Genomic DNA, 17,455 nt, shown 5'->3' with positions numbered 1-17,455 from the left:
GTCCGGGGCGGTACGGGCCTCACCCCGTGTCCGACGACACGGAGGCGTACCCACACCTTCCCGGGACCGCATTGGCTGCTCCTGAGGTCTTGCTCGTCAGCTGGACTTGACCTTGATCTCGCCGCTGATGATCTTCTCCTGGGCCGCCTTGACGGCGTCCTGGATCGCGGTGTTGCTCTTGAACTCCGGGTTGGAGTCGGCCAGACCGACCTCACCCGACTTCAGATCGCCCCGTACGATACCGCTCTCCGGCTTACCGTCCTTGACCGACTTAGCCACGTTGTAGACCGCCTTGGCGACGTCCTTGGTGGCCGAGGTCAGGATCGAGTCCTTGAACTTGGCGAGGGCTTCCTGCCGGTACTGGTCGGAGTCGACACCGATCGCCCAGACCTTCTTGGCGGAGGCGGCCTCGATGACACCCTGACCGGACAGACCGGCCGCCGCGTAGACGACGTCGGCCTTCTTCTCTATCTGGCCCTCGGCGGCCGTCTTGCCCTTGTCGGGGCTGGAGAAGCCACCCTCCTGGGCCGTCTGGGTCAGGTACTGCGAGAGGACCTTCACGCCGGGCTTGGTGTCCTTGACGCCCTGCTCGAAGCCGGCCTCGAACTTGTGGATCAGCGGAACGTCCACGCCGCCGACGAAGCCCACGGTGTTGGTCTTGGTGGCCTTGGCCGCCGCGACACCGGCGAGGTAGGACGCCTCCTGCTCGGAGAAGACCAGGTCCGCGACGTTCTTCGCCGTGACGGTGGAGTCGTCGACGATGCCGAAGGTGGTCTTCGGGTACTTCGCGGCGGCGGCCTTGACGGCCGGGCCGTAGGCGTAGCCGATGCCGACGACCGGGTTGTAGCCCTGCTTGGCCAGCGAGACGAGGCGCTGCTCCTTGTCCGCGTCCGTCTCGCCGTCCGTGGGCTCGACGTCGGCGGTCTCGTACTTGAACTCGGCCTTGGCCTGCTTCAGACCCTCGAACGCGGCGTCGTTGAAGGACTGGTCGCCCTTGCCACCGACGTCGTACGCGATGGCGAGGCCCTTGTCGCCCTTGCTGTCCGAGGACGAGCTGGAGGTCGAGGTGCCGCCACAGGCGGAGAGGGCGAGGGCGAGAGAGGCGGTCGCAGTACCTGCGAGCGCGATGCGGGTAACCCGGCGCATTCGTTGTGCTCCTGTCGTACAAGCGCCTGACGGTTCAGCTTCGGCGCTGGCTTCGCCGCAGATTAACGCGCGTAGACCAACTAGAAAACCCCTTCTGTCCACCTTGTTATGCGGCTGTGCCCGACGCCACCCGCCGACGGGCCCGGGGCTTGCCGACCGCAAAGACACCGTGGCTATGGGTGACCCCGCGGACGGACGACGGAGCGGGCGGGCACCTGGGGTGCCCGCCCGCTCCGTCATGACGCGTCCGGGTGATGCCGGGTGGCGCCGGCGGGTCCGGCCCGCCGCGCATCACCCCACTCCGGGACGACTACGAGGTCTTGACCTTGATGGTGCCGTCGACGATGGCCGCCTTGGCCTTGGCCACCGCGTCGGTGAGGCCGGGGATCTCCGCCATCTTCGGGTTGCTGTCGGCGAGGCCGACACCGTTCACCTTGAGGTCGAAGGTCTGCGTGCCGGTCAGCGGCTTGCCGTCGTGGACCGACTTGGCCAGCGTGTAGACCGAACCACCGACGTCCTTGAGCGCGGAGGTCAGGATGGCGCCCTTGTACTTGGCGAGCGCCTCCTGCTTGTACTGGTCGGAGTCGACACCGATCGCGTACTTGCCGGCCTTCGAGGCGGCCTCGATGACACCCTGACCGGACAGGCCGGCCGCGGCGTAGATGACGTCGGCGCCCTTCTCCAGCTGGCCCTCGGCGGCGGCCTTGCCCTTGTCGGGGCTGGAGAAGCCGCCCTCCTCGGCGGTCTGCGTCAGGTACTGCGAGAGGACCTTCACGCTCGGCTTGGTGTCCTTGACGCCCTGCGTGTAGCCGGCCTCGAACTTGTGGATGAGGGGAACGTCCACGCCGCCCACGAAGCCCACGGTGTTGGTCTTGGTGGCCTTGGCCGCCGCGACACCGGCGAGGTAGGACGCCTCCTGCTCGGAGAAGACCAGGGAGGCGACGTTCTTGCCCTCCACGACCGAGTCGACGATGCCGAAGGTGGTCTTCGGGTACTTCTTGGCGACGGCCTCCAGAGCGGGACCGTAGGCGAAGCCGATGCCGATGACCGGGTTGTAGCCCTGCTTGGCGAGCGACGACAGGCGCTGCTCCTTGTCGGCGTCCGTCTCACCGTCGGTGGGCTCGATGTCGGCCGTCTTGTAGCCGAACTCCTTCTGGGCCTTCTCCAGGCCGGAGAACGCCGCGTCGTTGAAGGACTGGTCGCCCTTGCCGCCGACGTCGTACGCGATGGCGAGGCCCTTGGCGTCCTTGCTGCTGTCGCTGCTGCCGCCGCTGTCGTTGCTGGTGCCGCCGCAGGCCGTGGCGGCGAGTGCGAGCGACGCGACCCCCACCGCGACGCGGGTCAGGCTGGCTATCCGACGCATCTGAAGCTCCCCATTCTCCAAAGCCCCGCAGTGGGTGCTGAGTTCGGCGCACATTAACGCGCGTAGACCATCCAGGGAACGGGGTTCCGCGTGGCCGTTATCCATTCGTGCCGATGGCCGGTTACGTCCTTGTGAACCACGGGACCGAAAGGTGCGTTCGGGGATGCACCGCCCACGGCCCGACGGTCGACATGTGACCGGCCGCCACGCGCTGTCACGTGGCGGGACACCACGCTACGACGGGGGGCACGAGGGCGCGACCGGAGTCACCGGACGCGCCCGCCGACCTCAGACCAGCTCGTCCAGGAGGGCCGCGGCGGTGAACATCTCCACCCCGACCGTGATCGCGTGCTCGTCCGCGTCGAAGTCGCCCCGGTGCAGGTCGCGGGTGGTGCGGTCACCGGGCGTGCGGACCCCGAGGCGGGCCATCGCTCCGGGCACGTGCTCCAGGTACCAGGAGAAGTCCTCGCCGCCGAGGCTCTGCTCGGTGTCCTCGATGGACTGCGCGCCGCGCCGGGCGGTCATCGCGTCGCGGAGCAGGTCCGTGACGGCCGGGTCGTTCACCACCGGAGGCACGCCCCGGATGTAGTTGATCTCGGACTTCGCGCGGTAGAGGTTGGCGATCTCGTCGATGGCCGCGTGCACGAGGTCGGGCGCGGCCCGCCAGGCATCGAGATCCAGGCAGCGCACGGTTCCGGACAGCTCGGCGTGCTGCGGGATCACGTTGCAGGCGTGGCCCGACTCGATGCGCCCCCAGGTCACCGCGAGCCCGCTGCGGGCGTCCACGCGCTTGCCGACGAGCGCCGGCACGTCGGTGACCACGCGGGCGGCGGCCGTGACGAGGTCCGTGGTCAGGTGGGGGCGCGCGGTATGTCCGCCCGCGCCGTCCAGGGACACTTCGAGCCGGTCGCACGCCGAGGTGATGGCGCCGTGTCGCAGTCCGATGCGCCCCGCGTCGACCTTCGGGTCGCAGTGCACGCCGACGATCCGGCCCACGCCGTCGAGGACCCCCGAGTCGATCGCGTCCGGGGCGCCGCCCGGCAGCACCTCCTCGGCGGGCTGGAAGATCAGCCGCACGGGGCGGGGCAGCAGGCCCTGGGCGTGCAGGTCGGCGAGGACGAGGCCGGCGCCGAGCACGACCGTGGTGTGGATGTCGTGACCGCAGGCGTGGGCGCGGTCGGGAACCGTGGAGCGGTACGCGCAGTCACTCTTCGTGTCCGGAATGGGGAGCGCGTCGATGTCGGCGCGCAGCGCCAGCCGGGGGCGTACGTCGTCCGGGCCTCCGATGTCACAGATGAGGCCGGTCCCGATGGCGAGGACGCGCGGCGCGAGGCCCGCCTGCTCCAGGCGCGCCTTGATCGCGGCGGTGGTGCGGAACTCCTGGTTGCCGAGCTCGGGGTGCATGTGCAAGTCGCGTCGGAACGCCACGAGTTCGGCGCGCAGTGCCTCGGGCAGCGCGCCGGGGAGCAACGGTTCCCCGGGGAGATCGGCCTCGGACTCTCGGGTCATCAGTTGGTTCACCCTTTGAAGGGTAAGGCGATCGGGCGGCCAACTAACCCACGATCAACAAAAGTTCAGCCCGTTAGGGGAAGAAAAACTGGCCGCGCCACGCATGGCTGTCTTCGGGGATGGGTAAACTCGCCCGGCTTTTCGGACGTTTGGATCTTGGACGGGGCTGGTGACCGGCTGTGATCCGACTCGGCCGGGGGTCGCCCGCCGATCCGTACGGAGAACACCCGGCGTGCCCGGGTCCCTTCCCGCACCTGTTCTCCACGGTCTCACACGAGCGCGACCGATTTCCGGAGGCGTGGTCGAGGCACCCTCGTGCCGTCACGCTGTGTCACTCGTCGCGCGCGGGCGGGTGACGGACGCGAGGAGCCCGGCGCGGTGGGCGCCGGGCTCGGGGTGGGGTGTCGTGCGGACCGGGGCGCGGCCCCGGTCCTGCGGTCAGACGGCGGACACCGCCGAGAGGCGGTGGACGTCGCGGGCCGTTCCCGTGACTCCCGAGAGGAAGCCCTGGGCGCGGGGCGAGGCGTTCTCCGTGAGCCAGCTCGGGTCGATGTCGCAGACCGCGACCCGCACGTCGGTGCCGACCAGGGCCAGCGGCAGCGTGTGCACGACCGTGGAGGGGAAGCTCAGGATGGTCCGCCCTATGGGGCCGCGGCGGGCGATCAGTTCCAGCGGCAGGTCGGGGCGGACGATCTCCAGCCCCGTCTCCACCGCCAGCCGGTGGAGCTTGTCGGTGCTCTCCCGGCGGTGCGCGAAGTAGCGGGTGGCGCCGTGGGCCTTCGCGAGCCCGCGGACCGCGTCCAGGTAGCGGTCCGGGTCGACGACGCCCGTCTCGACGAGCGAGGTGCCGACCAGGTCCGCGCCCTTGGTGATGCGCGGCGGCCCGAACCGGGACCGGGTCCAGGAGAAGTCGTTGGCGGTGATCCGGACGCCGTCCGGTGCCGAGTCGATCGGCATCGAGGAGAACACCTCGACGCTGCGCCGGTCGTTCGGCGTGAGTCTGCGGCGGGCCGCTCCGGAGACGGGGGCGAAGAGGACGTCCCGCGGTCCGGGCCGGCCTCCGCGCCGGTGCCAGCGCACCAGCCTTTCCCCGCCCGCGAGTTGGGCGACGAACTCCATCGTCGCCGTGCCGTCGTCGACCACGACCAGGTCCTGTGCCCGGGTGATGGTCAGCAACAGCTGCACGTACCGGGAGAACGGGTCCCCCATGACGATCCGCCGGGCGCGGCGCAGCATGGGCGCCAGTCCCCCGATGGTGTGGAAGGGGGCCGTGGTGCCGCCGCGGGCCTCCTCCCAGCGGACCGTGTGACCCTCGTCGCGGGCCAGCTCCGCCATGCGACGGAGCTGCCCGCGGGTCATCGGGTCGTTGGGAGAGAGGACGACGAGGGTGAACCCCGCGCCGGGTGCCGCGGCGTCGTGGGCCTGGGTGTGCGCCCACTCCAGCACGTTCAGGAGCTGTACCGGGCTCTCGACGAAGGCGAGAGTGTGGGAGCCGATGGATCCGGCGCGGGGGCTCATCGTCGTACGACCGTCCCGTCGTAAGGAGTTCAGGGCGTTCAGACCGAGACGGGCTCGCCCGCGGCCGCGGCGATCTCGGCCTCGGCGACGACGCCCGGGACACGGCGCAGCTTCTTCATCGGGCCGAGCTCCGACTCGTAGACCTTCTTGACGCCGTCACCGAGGGAGGCCTCGATGGTGCGGATGTCGCGGACGAGGCGGGTGAGGCCCTGCGGCTCGACGGAGGCGGCCTGGTCGGAGCCCCACATCGCGCGGTCGAGGGTGATGTGGCGCTCGACGAAGGTGGCGCCGAGGGCGACCGCGGCGAGGGTGGTCTGCAGGCCCGTCTCGTGACCGGAGTAGCCGATCGGGACGTTCGGGAACTCGGCCTGGAGGGTGTTGATGACGCGGAGGTTGAGCTCCTCGGCCTGCGCCGGGTAGGTCGACGTCGCGTGGCACATCAGGATGTTGTCGCTGCCGAGGACCTCGACCGCGTGACGGATCTGCTTCGGCGTCGACATGCCGGTGGAGAGGATGACCGTGCGGCCGGTGCCGCGCAGGGCGCGGAGCAGTTCGTCGTCGGTCAGCGAGGCGGAGGCGACCTTGTGGGCCGGGACGTCGAACTTCTCCAGGAAGGCGACGGCCTCGGTGTCCCACGGGGAGGCGAACCAGTCGATGTTCTTGCTCTTGGCGTACTCGTCGATCTGGCGGTACTCGTCCTCACCGAACTCCACACGGTGGCGGTAGTCGATGTAGGTCATGCGGCCCCAGGGGGTGTCGCGCTCGATGTCCCACTGGTCGCGCGGGGTGCAGATCTCCGGGGTGCGCTTCTGGAACTTGACGGCGTCGCAGCCGGCCTCGGCGGCCGCGTCGATGAGCTTGAAGGCGTTCTCCAGCTCACCGTTGTGGTTGATGCCGATCTCGCCGACGACGTAGACGGGGTGGCCGGGACCGGCGGTCTTCGAACCGAACTGGCGCAGGCGGGAGTTGGTGCTCATGGTGGGGAGGTTCCTTACTTGTCGAGGGAGTCGAGAGAAGGGCCGAGGATCCAGCTGGCGATCTCTCGGATCGCGCCGTCGCCACCAGGGACGGTGGTGACCGCGCGTGCGGCGCCGCGCACGACGTCGTGGGCGCTCGCGACCGCCACCGGCCAGCCCACGAGGGCGAAGCAGGGGAGGTCGTTGACGTCGTTGCCGACGTAGAGCACGCGCTCAGGCGCGATGCCCTGCTCCTCGCACCACTGCTTCAGTGCGAGGTCTTTCCGGTCGATGCCGTGCAGGACCGGGATCTTGAGCTTCCGGGCCCGGGCGGCGACGACCGGGTTCTGTTCCGTGGACAGGATCAGCATCGTCAGTCCGCTTCTGCGGAGGGCGGCGATACCGAGTCCGTCCCCGCGGTGCACGGAGACGAACTCCCGTCCGTCGGAGTCGATCAGCACCCTGTCGTCGGTCTGGGTGCCGTCGAAGTCGAGGACGACCGCGTCGATGTCGGCGGCGGTCGGGAGGGAGCCGGGCCTGGTCGCGTCGAAGAGCGGCGCGAGGGCCCGGGCGCGGGCGAGGTCGTGCGGGTCGTCGATCTCCAGCACGCGGGCCGGGTCGGTGCGCACGAGTTCGGTGCGGCCGAAGAAGCGGTGCCTGGCCGCGCGGAAGCCGGTGGCCTCCATGGCGTAGACGGCGCCGGTCTCCAGCAGGTCCTGCGGGCGGTCCTGGCGGCGCGGCCGGAAGGACTTGTCGTGGTTGACGCCGTAGCCGCCGCTGACGGCGGTGTCGGCGACGAGGGTGTCGGTGCCGCCCGCGACGGCCGTGCGGCCGGTGTCGGCGGCCACCGGGGCGGCCGGGTCGTCGTCGGCGTCCCGCCACACGAAGCCGTGGAAGGGCGCCACGGTCAGGGCGGTGTCGGCACCCTCCGCGAGGATCGCGTTCACCACACCGTCCACGTCCTCGCGGATGATGAAGGGGCTGGTGCACTGCACGAGCAGCACCACGTCGACCGGGGAGCCGTGCAGCGCCTCGTGGGCGTCCATGGCGTGCAGGACGGCGGCCTCGGAGGTGGCGGTGTCGCCGGCGATGGCGGCGGGCCGCAGCACGACCTCGGCGCCGGCCTGGCGGGCTGCGGCGGCGATGGCCTGGTCGTCGGTGGAGACCACGACGTCCGTCACGAGGCGGGCGGAGCGGCACTCGCGCACCGCGCGGGCCACCAGCGGGACGCCGCCGACGGGGAGGAGGTTCTTCGCGGGCACGCCCTTGGAGCCGCCGCGCGCGGGGATCACCGCGAGCACGCGGCGCACCGGCGCGGGGTGGCCCGCTTCCGAGTTGGTCATGCGCTGTTCTCCTTGACGGGAGGCGAGAGAGGCGTGGGGTGCGCGGCGCCGGGCGCCGCCGGGTTCCGGGGCCGTCACAGGTCGCCCATCCGCCGGATGACGGGGGCGACGCGCTGGACGCCGTGGCGGTAGGCGCCGCGGGCGGCCCGGCGCACGATCTGCCGTACGGGGCTGGGCTCCCGGTCCGCGGCGGGGGCGCCGGGCAGCGGGCTGCCGTCCGGGCCGAGGTGATGGCGGGCGAGGATGCCGGGCAGGTAGCCGGGCGCGGTGACGGGTGTGTAGTAGGGGGCCAGGGGCGGCAGCTCGTCCGCCTCCAGCAGCTCGGTGATGCGCGTCCGGGCGGCGTCGAAGGCCCTCTCGTACGCGCCTCCCTCGGCCGCGACGCCCTGCCGGGCGACCCAGGCCGCGTCGGGCACCGGGCGGTGCCCCTCGTCGAGCTGGTCCCAGGAGGCGAGGCAGCCGGAGCCCACGAAGTGGTGGTTGCCGAGCGCCTCGCGCACCCCGAGGTCGCTGAGGACGACGGTGGGGATGCGGCGGTGCAGGGATTCCAGGGCGGCCGTCGAGCTGATGGTGACCAGCAGGTCGGTGCGGTCGAGGACCTCGCCCATGTGTCCGTAGACCAGCCGGAAGTTGGCCGGCGGGTCCGCCTTCTGCACCAGCTTCTGGTAGGGCAGTTCCTCGATGTGCGTGGTGTGTTCGCCCGGCCTGGAGCGCAGCTTGAGCAGGACCTCGCGGTCCGGGTGCAGCCGTGCGTGCCGGATCAGCCGGTCGAGCAGGTACGTACGGTCCTTGCGGTTCTCCGGTACGGAGGGCTGGGCGGCGAAGACGACCGTGTAGGGGTCGTTCTCGGTGTACGCGGCCCCGCCGAGGAAGGGCAGCGCGACCTCGGTCACCGACCCGGCGTCGGCGCCGACCCCCTCGTACACGGCCCGGAAACGGTCCGCGTCCTGACGGGAGTTGGCGAGGACCAGGTCCGCGCCGTGCCGCAGCAGCAGACCGTCGGCGAGCTTCTCGTAGACGACGCCGACGTAGCCGGTGACGACCAGGGGCCGCTTCGCCCGTCCCTCCCAGGCGCGGGCCAGGCCGTGCAGCACCGCCTGGACGGCACCGCCGACCAGGGCGAGGACGACCACGTCGTAGTTGTCGTGGGTGTCGCGGGTTCGGCCCTCGTCGCTCTCCTTGCCCAGCTCACGCAGGAACTCGACGGCGGTGACCTCGCGGAGGGAGTCCGCTCGGACGCCGACCTCTTCGAGCTGGCGGGCGGTCGGGGTGGCACGGCCGCGCAGGAGGAATCCGTCGAGGCGGACGTCCGACTCGGCCGGGGCGATGCGGGTCGCGGTGAGCGAACCCCATTTCCACCGGGTGTCGGAATCCGCGAGGACGGCCACCCGCAGGGACTTCGTGGTACTTGCTGGCACGTCCTAGACGCTAGGAAGCCATTTCGAGGAGCGGCCCAACCAGAATGCAACAAACGGTTAACAGCACACCGACGAATGGCGAATCAGCCCGCGAACGCCCCGGAAAACGACGTGGTTCACGGTACCGCCACGCGTCGTTCACCTCGTATCCCACCAACGGTCAAGACGAATGCCGGGCCGCCCCCTAACGTCACAGGGGTGGTCAAGCTCTCCGTCATCGTGCCGTTCTACAACGTGCAGCAATACGCGCCAGACACTCTGAAGAGCCTGCGTGCGAACGCACGACAGGACTTCGAATTCATTCTCGTCGACGACTGCTCGCGCGACGAGACACCGGACATTCTCGCGCGCGCGGAGCGCGAGCTCCCGGGCGCGGTGTATGTCAGACACGAGAAGAACGGAGGACTGGCCACCGCGCGCAACACCGGGATCGACAGAGCGCGTGGCGAGTACCTCACGTTCCTCGACGGGGACGACTGGCTCGCCCCCGGTTACTACGAACAACTCCTGTCCTCCATCGAGGACCTGGGCTGCGACTTCGTGCGCACGGACCATGTCCAGTGCACGGCGCGGGCCCGTTCGGTGCACCGTGTCCCGCACGGCCGCCGCGGAGTCGTCCTGAATCCGCGCGACGCCATCCTCCCCGCAGACCGGTCCACCTCCGTCGACTACGCCTACGCCTGGGCGGGCATCTACCACCGCCGGCTCGTCGACCGCGGGCTGCTCCACTTCACCGACGGGCTGCGCACGGCCGAGGACCGGCCGTGGATCTGGAAGCTGCACCGGGAGGCCGAATCCTTCGCCACCGTGGGGCTGCTGGGCGTGTTCTACCGGCGTGGTGTCGCCTCCTCGCTCACCCAGATCGGCGATGTGCGCCAACTCGATTTCATTCGCGCGTTCGACCAGGTGGTGGCCGAAACAGCCGAGGACCGGGACGCGGACAAACTGCTGCCGAAAGCCGTGCGCACCTATTGCGCGATCATTTCCCATCACCTGGGATCCATCGAAAGGTTCGAGCCGGCGGTGGCACGGAAATTGAAGTCCATGAGCGCCGTCACGCTGCGGCGCATGCCGCAGGACGTGCTCGACGAAGCCCTCGACTCCATGGACGTGCAGCGCGCCACACGGCTGCGCCGACTGCGCCGGCGCCCCGCGCCGACCGCGGGGGTGGCCGCGTGACCACCCAGATCTTCATGGCGTCCACGCTGTACGGAACGGCCACGCTCGCCGCGGCCCTCGACACCGACGGCTTCGGGCCCGCCGACCGGCGCATCCTGCTCGTCTCGAACAACGCGGCGACGCCCGAGACGACGCCCGGCGTGGACGAGATGCCCGGCTTCGAGCAGCTGCGCGGCCGCTTCGACGACGTCATCTCCTGGAACGAGACCATCTCCCCGTTCCACCCCGGCGGTTGGGCCCCGCGCCCGGACGACGTACCGCTGTGGGAGCGGCACCTGCGGCTCGCCTGGAACCTCGGCGACGACGACGTCGAGCTGGCCGTGGAGTCGATCCAGGTCAACCCGGCGCTCGGCATCTCGCAGATCTTCATGGGAGCGCCCGTCACCGTCTACGCCGACGGTCTGATGAGCTACGGGCCCACCCGCAACAAGATCGACCCGCTGGTCGGCACCCGGGTGACCCGGCTGCTGCACCTGGACCTGGTCCCCGGTCTCACGCCGCTGCTGCTCACCGAGTTCGGCGTCGAACCGGAGATCGTGCCCACGGACGCGTTCGTGAAGGTGCTCGCGCAACTCGTGGACACCGGCGACGCGCTGCCCGCCCTGGACGAACCGGCGCTGCTGCTCGGCCAGTACCTCTCCGCACTCGGCATCCTCACCGCCGAGGAAGAGGAGGACCTCCACGTACGGATGCTGAAGGGCGCGATCGCCCTCGGCCACACCCGTGTGGTGTTCAAGCCGCACCCGACGGCGCCGGCCCGCTGGTCGCGCCTGCTGGAGCGCGAGGCGGAGCGGCTCGGGGCGGACCTCACGGTGGTCGACACCCCGGTCCTCGCCGAGGTCCTGTACCAGCGCATGCGGCCCGCCCTGGTCGTCGGCTGCTTCTCGACGGCACTGCTCACGGCGTCCGCGCTGTACGGCCTGCCGGTCGCCCGGGTCGGCACCGGCTCGCTGCTGGACCGCCTCACCCCGTACGAGAACAGCAACCGGGTCCCGGTCACGATCGTCGACGCGCTGCTGCCCGAGCTGTCGGACCGGGCGGCCGTGACGGGACAGCGCACCGGCATGGACGTGGCGGACGTGACGAAGCTGCTGCGGGCCGTGGGCTTCGCGATGCAGCCCAAGATCCACCCCGATCTGCGCCCGGCGGCCGAGAGCTATCTGACGCGGCATCTGGACCAGCACACCTGGCGCTACTTCAAGCGCAAGCGCCTCACCTCGCTGGCTCTGCCGGGCGCGGTCCCGGCACAGCTCGCGTTCATCCCGCGCAACGCCACGGTCCGCCGGGTCGCCCGGCGGGCCCGCTCGCTGAAGCGGGCCGTGGGGCGCTGAGGCGGGCCGTACGGCACTGCGGCGGGCCTTCGGCTCCGGTCACGGCGGAGGCCGCCACCGGAGCGCCTGACGGCATCCGGGGCGGCCGGGAAGGCGCCGTGGTCCGGTGGCGGAGGAGCGGGGAGCGGGGAGCGGCCGGATGCGGCCGGGCCCCGCTCCCCGCTCTGCCGTTCCGGCCTCGTTCCGGACCGCCGTCGTTCCCCGACACGTGTTCGGCCGCACCTTAGAGCGCTTGGGCGATTTGTGACGATTCGGAAGAGTTGTCAACACCGGGGTATCGCACAGGTGAACGCCTGTGGGCGGGACGACGAACCGGCCTCGCCATGGCGCAAGCATCCCCGACTATCGGACTAACGTGCTGTGGGCCAGCTGAGTCCCATGGAGGGGAACCTTGTGATCGACACGCCCGAGGAGGCCCGCGGGACGTCAACCGGCACCGTGGTCCGCACGGTGCTGCCTCCTGCCGAGACGCCTGCCGCGCCCAAGCCCGCGGCCCGCCGGGAGAACCGGCTGCGCGCCCTGGACGGCCTGCGGCTGATCGCGGCCCTGATGGTGGCGTGCTACCACTACGGCGGCCGGGACGGCGAGGTCACGCAGGCCTGGGGCACCTCGCCGAAGCACCAGTTCCCCGCCCTGCACCAGCTGTTCGCGTACGGCTGCCTCGGCGTGCAGGTCTTCTTCGTCATCAGCGGCTTCGTCATCTGCATGAGCGGCTGGGGCCGGCCCCTGCGCTCCTTCTTCGCCTCGCGCGCCTCCCGGCTGCTGCCCGCGTACTGGGCCGCCATCATCATCGTCACCGCGGTGTTCGCGCTGCCCGTCGTCGCGTACAAGGCGGTCTCGCCGAGCGACGCGCTGCTCAATCTGACGATGCTCCAGCAGCCGCTGGGCGTGGACCGGGTACTGGGCGTCTGCTGGACCCTGTGGGCGGAGGTCCGCTTCTACGCCCTCTTCGCGCTCTGCATCGTGCTGCCCGGCGCCGACCGGCGGCGCGTGATCCTGTTCTGCGCGGGCTGGACCCTGGCGGCGGCCGTCGCGCAGGGTGTGAACGAACCGCTCCTCAACATGGTCCTGATGCCGGAGTACGCCCCGTACTTCATCGGCGGCGTCGGCCTCTACCTCGTCCACCGCGACCGCCGGGACGCGTACGCCTGGGGCATCGTCGGGGTGAGCTGGCTGATCGGCCAGCACTACGCCGTCGACCGCCTGTGGCACGCCCCGAACCCCCAGTTCTTCTCCGACCGCTCGGCCCTCGGGATCATGCTGGTCGTCACCTTCGGCTACGTCGCCGTCGCCGCGATCGCCCTGGGCTGGCTGAACTGGGCCAACTGGCGCTGGCTGACGGTCGCGGGCGCGCTCACGTACCCGTTCTACCTCGTACACGAACACCTGGGCTGGGTCGCCATCCAGGCCTATCACCGGACCCTGCACCTGCCGTCCTACGCCACCTTCCCGGCGACGGTCGTCACGATGCTGCTCCTGGCCTGGCTGCTGAACCGCTTCGTGGAGAACCGGCTCACTCCGAGGCTGCGCTCGGCCCTGGCGAAGCCGCGCCCGCAGCCGGCCCTCCGGTGACGCCTTCTCAGCCGATCCCGTAGAGCGTCTCGATACCGGCCACGACCAGCTCCAGACCCTCCTCGAAGTGCCGTTCGTAGTTCTCGAAGATCTCCGCGCCCGCCGCAGCCGACAGAGGGAAGTCGGCCATGCGGCGGGCGCGTTCCTGTACGTCGTAGCCCTCGCGCCGCTCGCCCGGCAGGGGCTGGACGCCCTGCTCCTCGGTGACGTAGCCGAGCGTGTAGAGATACGCGGTGGTGGCCGCGCGGACCGCCTGGTCGAGGGTGAAGCCCGCGTCGGTGAAGAGCCTCAGCGTGCGCTCCATCTCGACCGCGTGCACGGTGCCGTTGAAGCGTGATCCGCTGAAGACCTTCGCGCCGTCGCGGTAGCTCAGCAGGGCCGCGCGCAGTCCGCGGTTGGCGGCGAGCAGCCGCTCCCGCCAGCCGCCCTCCGCGTCCTCCCCCACGTCCGCGGCCATCCGTCGGTACATCTCGGTGGCCATCTCGTCGAGCAGTTCCTGCTTGTTCCTGAAGTGCCAGTAGAGCGCGGGCGCCTGCACGTCCAGCTCCTTGGCGATCGCCCGCAGCGTCAGGCCGTCGAGGCCCGTCGTGTTGAGCAGCCGCAGGGCGGTCTCGACGACCTGCTTCTTGTCCAGCCGGGGGCGCTGGGTCCTCGGAGTTCTCTCGGTGGCCACGCTTGACAGTTTAACGCCGTTAAGCGCATGCTCCGAAGCAAGGAACTTAACGGCGTTAAGGAGTGGATGGACGTGCGCACCGACAAGGACACCGTGGACGTACTCGTCATCGGCGCGGGCCCGACCGGTCTCGCCCTCGGCGCGGATCTCGCCCGGCGCGGGGTGGACGCCCTGGTCGTCGAGCGGGCCGGCGCGCTCTTCCCCGGCTCACGCGGCAAGGGCATCCAGCCGCGCACCATGGAGGTCTTCGACGACCTCGGCGTGCTCGACGCGATCCGGGCGGCGGGCGGCGAGTACCCGGTGGGGATGATCTGGCAGGACGGCCGGCGCGCCGGCGAGCACCGGATGTTCGACCCGGCCGACACGACCGACGACTCGCCGTACTCGACACCGTGGATGGTGCCGCAGTGGCGTACGCAGGAGATCCTCTTCGCGCGTCTGGAGGAACTCGGCGGACGGGTCGCCTTCGGCCGCGAGGTCGTCGGGATCGAGGAGACCGAGAGGTCCGGTGGCGACGCGGCCGGCGACGACGGGGCCGGTGTGACCGTGGAGTTCGCCTCCGGGGCGCCGGTCCACGCCCGGTACGTCGTCGCCGCGGACGGGGGTCGCTCCGTCGTGCGGCGCGCGCTCGGGATCGCCATGACCGGGGAGACCGTCGACCCGCATCCCCTGCTCGTCGCGGACGTCCGGATCACCGGCCTCGACCGCGACAACTGGCACGTCTTCCCGCCGAGCCCGGACTCCGGCGGCTTCCTGGCGATCTGCCCGCTGGCCGGCACGGAGGACTTCCAGGCCGTGGCGCAGTTCCCGGAGGGCACGGACGTCGACCTGTCCCTGGAGGGCACCCGGAAGACCGTCGCCGCGCGCTCCCATCTCGCGCCCGAGGACGTGACCGAGGTGCGGTGGGCCTCGGACTTCCGGCCACGTGCCGCCCTCGCGGACCGCTTCCGGGCAGGCCGGGTCTTCCTCGCCGGGGACGCGGCGCACGTGCACTCGCCGGCCGGCGGGCAGGGGCTCAACACCAGCGTCCAGGACGCCTACAACCTGGGCTGGAAGCTGGGCGCGGTGCTGAGCGGCGCGGCACCGGCCGCCCTTCTCGACACCTACGAGGCGGAACGGCGGCCCGTCGCCGCCGACATGCTCGGCCTGTCGACGCGGGTGCACCGCGGCGAGACCCGGCGCGGGGCGGCGACCCGTCAACTCGGCCTCGGCTACCGGGGCTCGTCCCTCGCGGTGGAGACCCGCACGGAGCTGCCGGACGGAGCGCTGCGAGCCGGTGACCGGGCCCCCGACGCGACGGTCGGCGGCGTCCGGCTCTTCGATGTGTTCCGGGGACCGCACTGGACGCTGCTGACGGTCGGCATGGACGAGGAACCGCGGGCACTGCCGGGCGTCCGTACGGCTCGCGTCGACGCGTGCCAGAAGTACGGCAGCGGCGTCTTCCTCGTCCGCCCCGACGGCTACGTCGGCTGGGCCGGCAGCACGACGAGCACGCTGCCGGCGTACGCGGCCACGGTGGGCCTGCCCCTCGGCTGAGGGCGGGTCTCAGGCACTGGCGAGCGTGAGCTTGACCGCGAAGCCGAGGAAGAGGGCGCCGGCCGCGGTGGTGGCGCCGGCGGAGAGGCGCCGCCGGCGGCGGAAGGCGGCCGCGAGCCGCGTACCGCTGAAGATCAGCGCGGTCAGGTAGAGGAAGCTCGCGAGCTGGGCGAAGGCGCCGAGCACGACGAAGGAGAGCGCCGGGTAGGCGTAGCCGGGGTCGACGAACTGCACGAAGAAGGCGACGAAGAACAGGATCGCCTTCGGGTTGAAGAGGCTGATCACGAACGCTCGCCGGAACGGCCGCTCCCCGGCCACCGGCTCGGCCTCCGCGCTCTCGACGGCGGCCTCCCGGCGGGCCCGCCACATCGTCCACGCGGCCCGCAGCATTCCGAACGCCAGCCAGGTCAGATAGCCGGCGCCCGCGTACTTCACGATCCCGAACAGCACCTCGTTCGCCTGCAGCAGCGACGCGACACCGGCCGCGGAGAGCGTCATGAGCACGGTGTCCCCGCACCACACACCCGCGGCGGCCCTGTACCCCGTACGCACACCCTTCCGGGCGGCGACCGACAGCACGTACAAGGAGTTCGGTCCCGGCAACAGGACAATCAGCACAAGCCCCGCCAGATAGGTGGGGAGATCGATGACACCAAGCATGAAAGTGAGTGTCGCACGCACCTACGACACCGCACCGCCCCGTCTCACACGTCCGTCATGGCCGGGGCCCGGGCGGGTCGTTCGCCGCCGGGGAGCGTGGTGAGCACGGCCCGGGCGCGCGGACTCCGTTCCCGCTCACCCATACGGAGGAATCGCCCAGGTCGGAACGTCCTCGACCGCATGTGCGTCCGTGGGGGCGGGGGGTTCTCGTGTTCGCTGCCCCCATGCCGCCTGGTTCGTGACCGGTCACCCGCGGGGAGCATCTCAGGGGGCGCGGGGCGAGAGGGGGGCCTGATGTGCACGACAGGACGGGTGGAACAGGGGTCCGGATGCGTACCACAGGGATGAAGAGACCGTTGGCCGCGCTGGTGGCGCTGGCCGCGCTGAGCGGCTGCACGGCACAGGGTGTGGACGCGTCGGGGAAGACCGCGGCGCCCGTGCGGATCGACGGTTCGCTCGCGCCCGGTAAGGGCGACGACGACAAGCCGACGACCGGCGCCGAGGGCAGGGCCGGCACCCCGGCCGCCTCGAAGGGAGTCCCCGCCAAGGTCCTCTGGTCGAGCGGCGACCGGGGGGACGACATCCGCTCGGCGCAGGCCCGGCTGCACCAGGTCGCCTGGCTGATCACCCCGCCGACGGGGACGTACGACGACCGTACGGTCGCGGCCGTCAAGGGGTTCCAGAGCAAGCGGGGGCTGCCGAGCACCGGGCAGATGGACGCCGTCACCTGGCAGCGTCTGAAGAAGATGACGCACGATCCGGCCGACTGGGAGCTGTACCCGTACGGCGGGCAGCCGGCCGCGAAGCCCGATCCGCGCTGTCTGACGGGGCGGGTGCTGTGCGTCAGCAAGACCAGCCGCACCCTGCGCTGGATGGTCGACGGCAGGACCGTCTCGGAGATGGACGTGCGGTTCGGCTCGCAGTACACGCCGACCCGCGAGGGCGTGTTCACCGTCTACTTCAAGTCACGCCATCACGTGTCGACGCTCTACCACACGTCCATGCCGTACGCGATGTTCTTCAGCGGCGGCCAGGCCGTGCACTACTCCTCGGACTTCGCCGCGCGCGGCTACTACGGCGCCTCGCACGGCTGCGTCAACGTCCGTGACCAGAGCAAGGTGTCGGCCCTGTTCGCGCAGGTCCGGAACGGCGACAAGGTCGTCGTCTACTGGTGACGGGGCGCTGCGGGGGTGGGGCGGGAAAGGAGTGGGGCGCGGGCGGGACCGGGGGAACGTGTCCCGCCCGCGCCAG

The 17,455-nt window shown here is 71.0% G+C and carries 14 protein-coding genes; 5 read left to right on the top strand and 9 right to left on the bottom strand.

The features are described 5' to 3' along the window. Nucleotides 1-96 precede the first annotated feature (96 nt). From B0675_RS13490 to B0675_RS13460, 7 genes are all read right to left on the bottom strand, one after another. Complete coding sequence (locus tag B0675_RS13490; RefSeq protein WP_081219040.1) at nucleotides 97-1,146, bottom strand: BMP family ABC transporter substrate-binding protein; 1,050 nt, start codon at nucleotides 1,144-1,146, stop codon at nucleotides 97-99. Between the two features lie 310 nt (nucleotides 1,147-1,456). Further along, nucleotides 1,457-2,509, bottom strand: a complete 1,053-nt coding sequence (locus B0675_RS13485) for a BMP family ABC transporter substrate-binding protein (RefSeq protein WP_081219039.1) — start codon at nucleotides 2,507-2,509, stop codon at nucleotides 1,457-1,459. 288 nt (nucleotides 2,510-2,797) lie between these two features. Then, nucleotides 2,798-4,018: a M20 family metallopeptidase gene (locus B0675_RS13480; protein WP_081219038.1), complete on the bottom strand. Its 1,221-nt coding sequence runs from the start codon at nucleotides 4,016-4,018 to the stop codon at nucleotides 2,798-2,800. 438 nt (nucleotides 4,019-4,456) lie between these two features. Then, a complete protein-coding gene (locus B0675_RS13475) occupies nucleotides 4,457-5,536 on the bottom strand; it encodes a hypothetical protein (protein WP_081219037.1) in 1,080 nt (359 codons plus the stop codon). 38 nt (nucleotides 5,537-5,574) lie between these two features. Next, complete coding sequence (locus B0675_RS13470) at nucleotides 5,575-6,513, bottom strand: N-acetylneuraminate synthase family protein (RefSeq protein WP_081219036.1); 939 nt, start codon at nucleotides 6,511-6,513, stop codon at nucleotides 5,575-5,577. 14 nt (nucleotides 6,514-6,527) lie between these two features. Then, nucleotides 6,528-7,835, bottom strand: a complete 1,308-nt coding sequence (locus B0675_RS13465; RefSeq protein WP_081219035.1) for an N-acylneuraminate cytidylyltransferase — start codon at nucleotides 7,833-7,835, stop codon at nucleotides 6,528-6,530. Between the two features lie 74 nt (nucleotides 7,836-7,909). Then, a complete protein-coding gene (locus tag B0675_RS13460; protein ID WP_081219034.1) occupies nucleotides 7,910-9,253 on the bottom strand; it encodes a DUF6716 putative glycosyltransferase in 1,344 nt (447 codons plus the stop codon). 198 nt (nucleotides 9,254-9,451) lie between these two features. On the opposite strand from B0675_RS13460, the gene B0675_RS13455 reads away from it, so the two are divergent. The 3 genes from B0675_RS13455 to B0675_RS13445 all read left to right on the top strand — a co-directional run bounded on the left by B0675_RS13455 (nucleotide 9,452) and on the right by B0675_RS13445 (nucleotide 13,335). Then, a complete protein-coding gene (locus B0675_RS13455) occupies nucleotides 9,452-10,432 on the top strand; it encodes a glycosyltransferase family 2 protein (protein WP_081219033.1) in 981 nt (326 codons plus the stop codon). Further along, on the top strand, nucleotides 10,429-11,763 hold the full coding sequence (locus B0675_RS13450; RefSeq protein ID WP_081219032.1) for an alpha-2,8-polysialyltransferase family protein: 1,335 nt from the start codon (nucleotides 10,429-10,431) through the stop codon (nucleotides 11,761-11,763). Before B0675_RS13455 ends, B0675_RS13450 begins: the two co-directional genes overlap by 4 nt. A 450-nt stretch (nucleotides 11,764-12,213) precedes the next feature. Beyond that, entirely contained in the window at nucleotides 12,214-13,335 is a 1,122-nt protein-coding gene (locus B0675_RS13445) for an acyltransferase (RefSeq protein ID WP_241539934.1), read from the top strand. 7 nt (nucleotides 13,336-13,342) lie between these two features. On the opposite strand, the gene B0675_RS13440 is transcribed toward B0675_RS13445, so the two are convergent. Continuing rightward, on the bottom strand, nucleotides 13,343-14,008 hold the full coding sequence (locus B0675_RS13440) for a TetR/AcrR family transcriptional regulator (protein ID WP_081219030.1): 666 nt from the start codon (nucleotides 14,006-14,008) through the stop codon (nucleotides 13,343-13,345). A gap of 66 nt (nucleotides 14,009-14,074) precedes the next feature. Here B0675_RS13440 and B0675_RS13435 point away from each other — a divergent pair, with 66 nt between their 5' ends. Beyond that, nucleotides 14,075-15,544 (top strand): FAD-dependent oxidoreductase, encoded by a 1,470-nt coding sequence (locus tag B0675_RS13435; protein ID WP_081219029.1) that lies wholly within the window; start codon nucleotides 14,075-14,077, stop codon nucleotides 15,542-15,544. 9 nt (nucleotides 15,545-15,553) lie between these two features. Here the strand turns inward: B0675_RS13435 and leuE are convergent, their stop codons facing one another. After that, nucleotides 15,554-16,204 carry a leucine efflux protein LeuE gene (gene leuE / locus B0675_RS13430; protein ID WP_081219028.1) on the bottom strand — a complete coding sequence of 217 codons (651 nt, stop codon included), beginning with the start codon at nucleotides 16,202-16,204 and terminating at the stop codon, nucleotides 15,554-15,556. 329 nt (nucleotides 16,205-16,533) lie between these two features. On the opposite strand from leuE, the gene B0675_RS13425 reads away from it, so the two are divergent. Further along, nucleotides 16,534-17,379 (top strand): L,D-transpeptidase family protein, encoded by an 846-nt coding sequence (locus tag B0675_RS13425; RefSeq protein ID WP_179165291.1) that lies wholly within the window; start codon nucleotides 16,534-16,536, stop codon nucleotides 17,377-17,379. Nucleotides 17,380-17,455 lie beyond the last annotated feature (76 nt).

Origin of the sequence: Streptomyces sp. M41(2017) (assembly GCF_002078175.1) — a bacterium.
Taxonomy (GTDB): Bacteria; Actinomycetota; Actinomycetes; order Streptomycetales; family Streptomycetaceae; genus Streptomyces.
This window is presented reverse-complemented; position numbering and strand designations above follow the sequence as displayed.

What these genes read in the sequence shown, in the direction of transcription:
- B0675_RS13470 (WP_081219036.1), bottom strand. Translation starts at nt 6,513, where the DNA reads ATGAGCACCAACTCCCGCCTGCGCCAGTTCGGTTCGAAGACCGCCGGT.
- B0675_RS13435 (WP_081219029.1), top strand. Translation starts at nt 14,075, where the DNA reads ATGGACGTGCGCACCGACAAGGACACCGTGGACGTACTCGTCATCGGC.
- B0675_RS13465 (WP_081219035.1), bottom strand. Translation starts at nt 7,835, where the DNA reads ATGACCAACTCGGAAGCGGGCCACCCCGCGCCGGTGCGCCGCGTGCTC.
- B0675_RS13480 (WP_081219038.1), bottom strand. Translation starts at nt 4,018, where the DNA reads ATGACCCGAGAGTCCGAGGCCGATCTCCCCGGGGAACCGTTGCTCCCC.
- B0675_RS13485 (WP_081219039.1), bottom strand. Translation starts at nt 2,509, where the DNA reads ATGCGTCGGATAGCCAGCCTGACCCGCGTCGCGGTGGGGGTCGCGTCG.
- B0675_RS13475 (WP_081219037.1), bottom strand. Translation starts at nt 5,536, where the DNA reads ATGAGCCCCCGCGCCGGATCCATCGGCTCCCACACTCTCGCCTTCGTC.
- B0675_RS13425 (WP_179165291.1), top strand. Translation starts at nt 16,534, where the DNA reads ATGCGTACCACAGGGATGAAGAGACCGTTGGCCGCGCTGGTGGCGCTG.
- leuE (WP_081219028.1), bottom strand. Translation starts at nt 16,204, where the DNA reads ATGCTTGGTGTCATCGATCTCCCCACCTATCTGGCGGGGCTTGTGCTG.
- B0675_RS13490 (WP_081219040.1), bottom strand. Translation starts at nt 1,146, where the DNA reads ATGCGCCGGGTTACCCGCATCGCGCTCGCAGGTACTGCGACCGCCTCT.